This window comes from Micrococcus sp. 093350064-1 (genome assembly GCF_053627955.1).
This window is the reverse complement of sequence record NZ_JBSEYU010000022.1, coordinates 1-4,449: the sequence shown is the minus strand read 5'-3', so window position 1 is coordinate 4,449 and position 4,449 is coordinate 1. Positions and strand designations below refer to the sequence as shown.

5 protein-coding genes are annotated in these 4,449 nt (G+C 72.7%); 2 read left to right on the top strand and 3 right to left on the bottom strand.

The annotated features are described in order from the left end of the window. The first annotated feature begins 110 nt into the window (after positions 1–110). The gene (locus ACUW6W_RS11520; protein WP_135101254.1) at positions 111–947 is read left to right on the top strand and encodes an alpha/beta fold hydrolase; all 837 of its coding nucleotides are present in this window, start codon (positions 111–113) and stop codon (positions 945–947) included. Between the two features lie 126 nt (positions 948–1,073). Here the strand turns inward: ACUW6W_RS11520 and ACUW6W_RS11515 are convergent, their stop codons facing one another. Both ACUW6W_RS11515 and ACUW6W_RS11510 read right to left on the bottom strand, forming a co-directional pair. Next, a complete protein-coding gene (locus ACUW6W_RS11515) occupies positions 1,074–2,021 on the bottom strand; it encodes a DUF808 domain-containing protein (protein ID WP_135101255.1) in 948 nt (315 codons plus the stop codon). A 145-nt stretch (positions 2,022–2,166) separates the two neighbouring features. Further along, positions 2,167–2,685, bottom strand: coding sequence for a ferritin (locus ACUW6W_RS11510; RefSeq protein WP_020626453.1), 519 nt, complete (start codon positions 2,683–2,685; stop codon positions 2,167–2,169). A gap of 129 nt (positions 2,686–2,814) precedes the next feature. Here ACUW6W_RS11510 and ACUW6W_RS11505 point away from each other — a divergent pair, with 129 nt between their 5' ends. Then, on the top strand, positions 2,815–3,354 hold the full coding sequence (locus tag ACUW6W_RS11505; protein WP_041105039.1) for a PACE efflux transporter: 540 nt from the start codon (positions 2,815–2,817) through the stop codon (positions 3,352–3,354). Positions 3,355–3,378: 24 nt separating this feature from the next. Here ACUW6W_RS11505 and ACUW6W_RS11500 read toward each other — a convergent pair whose 3' ends face one another. Continuing rightward, the gene (locus ACUW6W_RS11500; RefSeq protein ID WP_049147475.1) at positions 3,379–4,281 is read right to left on the bottom strand and encodes a patatin-like phospholipase family protein; all 903 of its coding nucleotides are present in this window, start codon (positions 4,279–4,281) and stop codon (positions 3,379–3,381) included. Positions 4,282–4,449: the final 168 nt, after the last annotated feature.

Below are 4,449 nucleotides of genomic sequence, written 5' to 3'. Positions count from 1 at the left end.
CAGGTGGGTTGTTGAGGAACTTCCATCCTGCGGGAGAGGCCCACTCGTCTCATCTCAGCCGGCGCCTCGTGGCAAGAACCTCATGACCCACAACAGCTAGCCTGAGTCGGGTGAACACGACCGCCGCCGCCTCCGACCCGTCCGACGCCCCCCTGGCCTCCACCCGCATCGGGGAGGGCCCGCGCCGCGTCGCGTTCCTGCACGGCCTCATGGGCCGGGGCCGGAACTTCACCGGCCCGGCCAAGGAGCTGGGCGACGACTTCACGGTGGAGCTGATCGATCTGCCGGACCACGGCGCCTCGCCCTGGACGGACCGGGTGGACTACCGCGAGATCGCGGACCGGGTGGCCGCCCACCTGCGCGCCGGCCTCGCCGCCGACGGGCCGGTCCACCTGCTGGGCCACTCGATGGGCGGCAAGGTCGCCATGGTGCTCGCCCTGCGGCACCCGGAGCTCGTGGACCGGCTGGTCGTGGAGGACATCTCCCCGCGGCTCTCACCGCAGGCCACCGACGAGTTCGTGCACCTGCTGGGCACCATGCTGCGCCTGGACCTGGACGCGTACGACTCGCGGGCCGAGGCCGACGCCGCCATGGCCGAGCACGTCCACGACACGCGGGTGCGCGGCTTCCTGCTGCAGAACCTGCGGCGCACGGCCGGCCACTTCGCGTGGCAGCCCAACGTGGCCATGCTCTTCGAGCACCTGCGGGAGATCGGCTCGTTCCCGGACCCGGTGGTCCCCGAGGATCCGGAGCGCGTGTTCGACCATCCGGTCCTGTGGCTGGCCGGCGCCGAGTCGGACTACGTCCAGGACGAGGACGTGCCGCGGATGAAGGAGCTGTTCCCGCGCGTCGTGCGGGTGACCGTCCGTGACGCCGGCCACTGGCTGCACGCCGACCAGCCCGAGGCCTTCGTCTCCGCGGTGCGCACCTTCCTCACCGCCGACTGACGGGGCCCGTCGGGAGACGGAGACAGCGCCGAGGCCCGCAGACGCGCCGCCACGTTCCGTGCGTAGCGGCGCGTCTGCGGGCCTCAGCGTGGGGCGCGGGTGGGGGCGGACCCGTCGGCCGCCGCATCAGTGGGCGGGCACGGCCTTCTTCCCGCGCAGGCGTCCGACGAGCAGGACCACCCCGAGCGCGACCGAGCCCCAGAGCAGGCCCCACACGGCCGACGTCGCGGTCTCCGTGAGCCAGCCGAGGAACGCGCCGGCGGTGTGCGTGACGGGCTCGACGATCCCGTGCTGCACGGCGTAGGGCCACGGCACGCCCAGCGCGTCCAGCTCCACGAGGGCGATGTGGCCGCCCACCCAGAGCATCGCCACGGTGCCGATGACGGTCACCACGCGCAGCACGTGCGGCATGGCCTTGACCAGCCCGGCGCCGAACGAGCGGCCGCCGGAGGTCGAGGCGTTCTGGTGCAGGTGCAGGCCGACGTCGTCCATCTTCACGATCAGCCCCACCACCCCGTACACCCCCACGGTGATGACGACGGCCACCACCGCCAGGATCGCCGCCTGCATCCAGAAGCCCAGGTCGGCCACCTCGTTCATGGAGATGACCATGATCTCCAGGGACAGGATGAAGTCCGTGGTGATGGCCCCGCGCACCACGGTGTCCTCGGCCTCCGGACCCCGCTCGACGGCGGGCTCCTCGTCGTCGGCATGCCCGTGGCCGGAGAGCTTGCCCCACACCTTGTGCGCGCCCTCGTAGGACAGGTAGGTGCCGCCGGCCAGCAGCAGCCACGGCAGGATCCAGGGGGCGAGCCAGTCGAGCAGCAGCAGCGCGGGCAGGATGAACACGAGCTTGTTGCGCAGGGAGCCCTTGGTGATCCGCCAGATCATCGGCAGCTCGCGGGCCGCGGCCGCGCCGGCCATGTACTGCGGGGTCACCGCGGCGTCGTCGACCACCACTCCCGCCGCCTTGGCCGCGGCGCGTCCCGCTCCGGCGGCCACGTCGTCCACGCTCGCGGCGGCGAGGCGGGCGAGGGCGGCGACGTCGTCGAGCAGGGCTACGAGTCCGACCATGGTTCCTCCTGGGGTGGGGCCGACGGGCGCGTCGGTGCGCAGGCAGGGCGCAGGTCGAGCATAGCGGCGAGGACGGACACGCACCGGCCCGGTCCCGTGGGGGACCGGGCCGGTGCGTGCGCGGCCGACGAGGCCGCCGGTGGGCTCAGGCGTCGTTCTCGGTGGTCTCCACGGGACGGGAGCCGAGGCGGCCGTCGATGCGGAGCAGGCCCGAGCCGTCATCGCCGACGAGCTCGAGCTGGCCCACGATCTCGGAGACGGTGGCCTCCTCCTCGATCTGCTCGTCCAGGAACCAGTTCAGCAGCGGGCGCGAGTTGAGGTCGCCCGCGGACTCGGTGGCCCGGTACAGCTCGCGGATCGCCTCGGAGACCTTCTGCTCGTGTGCGAGCGCGGCCCGGAAGATCTCCAGGGCCGACAGGCCGGCCTGCACGGGCGGGGCCGGGATGGCGCCGATCGTCGGGAAGCTGTCCCGGTCGGCGACGTGGTCGATGAACTTGTTCGCGTGGACGATCTCCTCGTCCGCCTGGTGCCGCAGCCACGCGGCCATCCCGGACAGGTCCAGGTCGTCGGCGGCGATCGCGAGCTGGCGGTAGACCATGGACGCCTCGAACTCGAGGGTGATCTGGTCGTTGAACTTCTGCAGCAGGTCATCGGTGAGCTTCATGCCTCGAACTCTAGGCAGGCGGCCGGGGCGCGGTGAAGGCGCGCCCGCCCCTCATCGAGGAGCGACGACGGCGGGCGGCCGGTCCCGCCGGATTCGGCGCCCCGCGGTGCCAGCCCTAGGCTGGGCGCCGTGTCCGAGACCCGCCGCGCCCGCCCGGGCGTCGACCCCGTGTCGACGCCGCCCTCCGACGTGCCGCGGGGCCCGGGGGGCCGGGACGCGCTCGTGCGCCGCCGCGTGTTCCGGACGCCCCTGCTGCGCCGCGTGGTCTACGCGGTGGTCTTCGAGCTGCTCGCCATCCTCTTCACCACCGTGATCCTGGCGGCGCTCGGCAACGGCGGCGGGCCCTCGCTCGCCGTGGCGGTCGTGTCCTCGACCGTGGCCCTGCTGTGGAACATCGTGTTCAACTCGGTGTTCGAGACCCTCGAACGCCGCCTCGGCATCACGGGCCGGCCCTGGTGGGTGCGCGTGGCCCACGCCGTCGGCTTCGAGGGCGGGCTGATCGTGTTCCTCGTGCCCGCGGTGGCCCTGATCCTCGGCATCGGGCTGGGGGAGGCGTTCCTCATCGAGGCCGGCCTCCTCGTGTTCTTCCTCGTCTACGCCGCGGTGTACGCCTACGCGTTCGACTCGGTGTTCGGCCTGCCGGACTCGGCCGCCCGCGCCGAGGCCTGACCCGCCGATCGGATCAGGCGCGGCTCAACGGGACGCCGGCAGCCCCAGGAACGCGCGGATCGCCGGCATCTCGCGGCGCACCTGGCCCAGGCCGAGCTCGTGGGCGGCGGCCAGCTTGGCCACGGACCGCTCGCCGTTGGCGATGGGCATGGTCTCGGGCGCGAACAGATAGGCCCGTCCCTGCCGCTCCATCTCGAACAGCCGCTCGCGGGTCGCGTTGTACCGGCGCCAGCGCGTGAGCAGGGCGTCCGCGACGGCGGGGTAGCGCCGGAAGGTGCGCTGGTAGAACGAGGGGAACCGTTCGGGCCGTTTCACGTACCCGCGCTCCCGGGTCAGGACCACGAGGACCTTCTCGAACCCCGCGTCCTCCGCCGCGGTCAGCGGGATCCCGCCGTCCACGCCGAGGGCGCCGTCCACGAACACGGTGCCCTCGGCGTGCACGGGGGGCATGAGGACCGGCATCGTGGACGACGCGCGGACGCGGACCATCAGGTCGGTCAGGGTGGTCATGTCGGAGCGGTCCCACCAGCGCGTCTCGCCGCTCGCGGCGTCGAACCCGCCCAGCACGAGCCGGGCGGGGTTCGCGCGGAACGTGGCGAAGTCGTAGGGCAGGTCCGCCTCGGGCAGGCCGGCGTGCTCGTAGATGTACTCGGCGTTGAACAGGCCCTTGCCGCGCAGGAAGCTCAGCCAGTTGCCGAACCGAGGATCGTCGGCGAAGTCCACGAACGAGCGCCGCGCACGGGCCGGGTCGCGGGACAGGTAGTTCACGGCGTTGGACGAGCCCGCCGAGATGCCGGCCACGAAGTCCACGTGGATCCGCTCGCGCAGCAGCTCCGCCACCACGGCCGAGGTGAGCGCGGCGCGCATCCCCCCGCCCTCGAACAGCAGCGCCGTGTCGGTGACGTTGGACGTCATGGGCTCGGTCATGGTCGGTCCCTCCGTGTTCGCCGTCCGCCGAGCAGGGCGCGGGGCGCTCCCGTCCGGCCGCGCCCATCCTAGGTGTAGGAGGGCATGACGTTGTTGACTCGGGCCGGGGCCAACGAGGCCGGAGGGGCGTCCCCGCAGGAGGTATGAGGCCGATGGTAGTTGTAGTGG

Bases quoted from the DNA above. Each gene is read 5' to 3' on its own strand.
- ACUW6W_RS11515 (WP_135101255.1), bottom strand. From the start codon at position 2,021: ATGGTCGGACTCGTAGCCCTGCTCGACGACGTCGCCGCCCTCGCCCGC.
- ACUW6W_RS11510 (WP_020626453.1), bottom strand. From the start codon at position 2,685: ATGAAGCTCACCGATGACCTGCTGCAGAAGTTCAACGACCAGATCACC.
- ACUW6W_RS11500 (WP_049147475.1), bottom strand. From the start codon at position 4,281: ATGACCGAGCCCATGACGTCCAACGTCACCGACACGGCGCTGCTGTTC.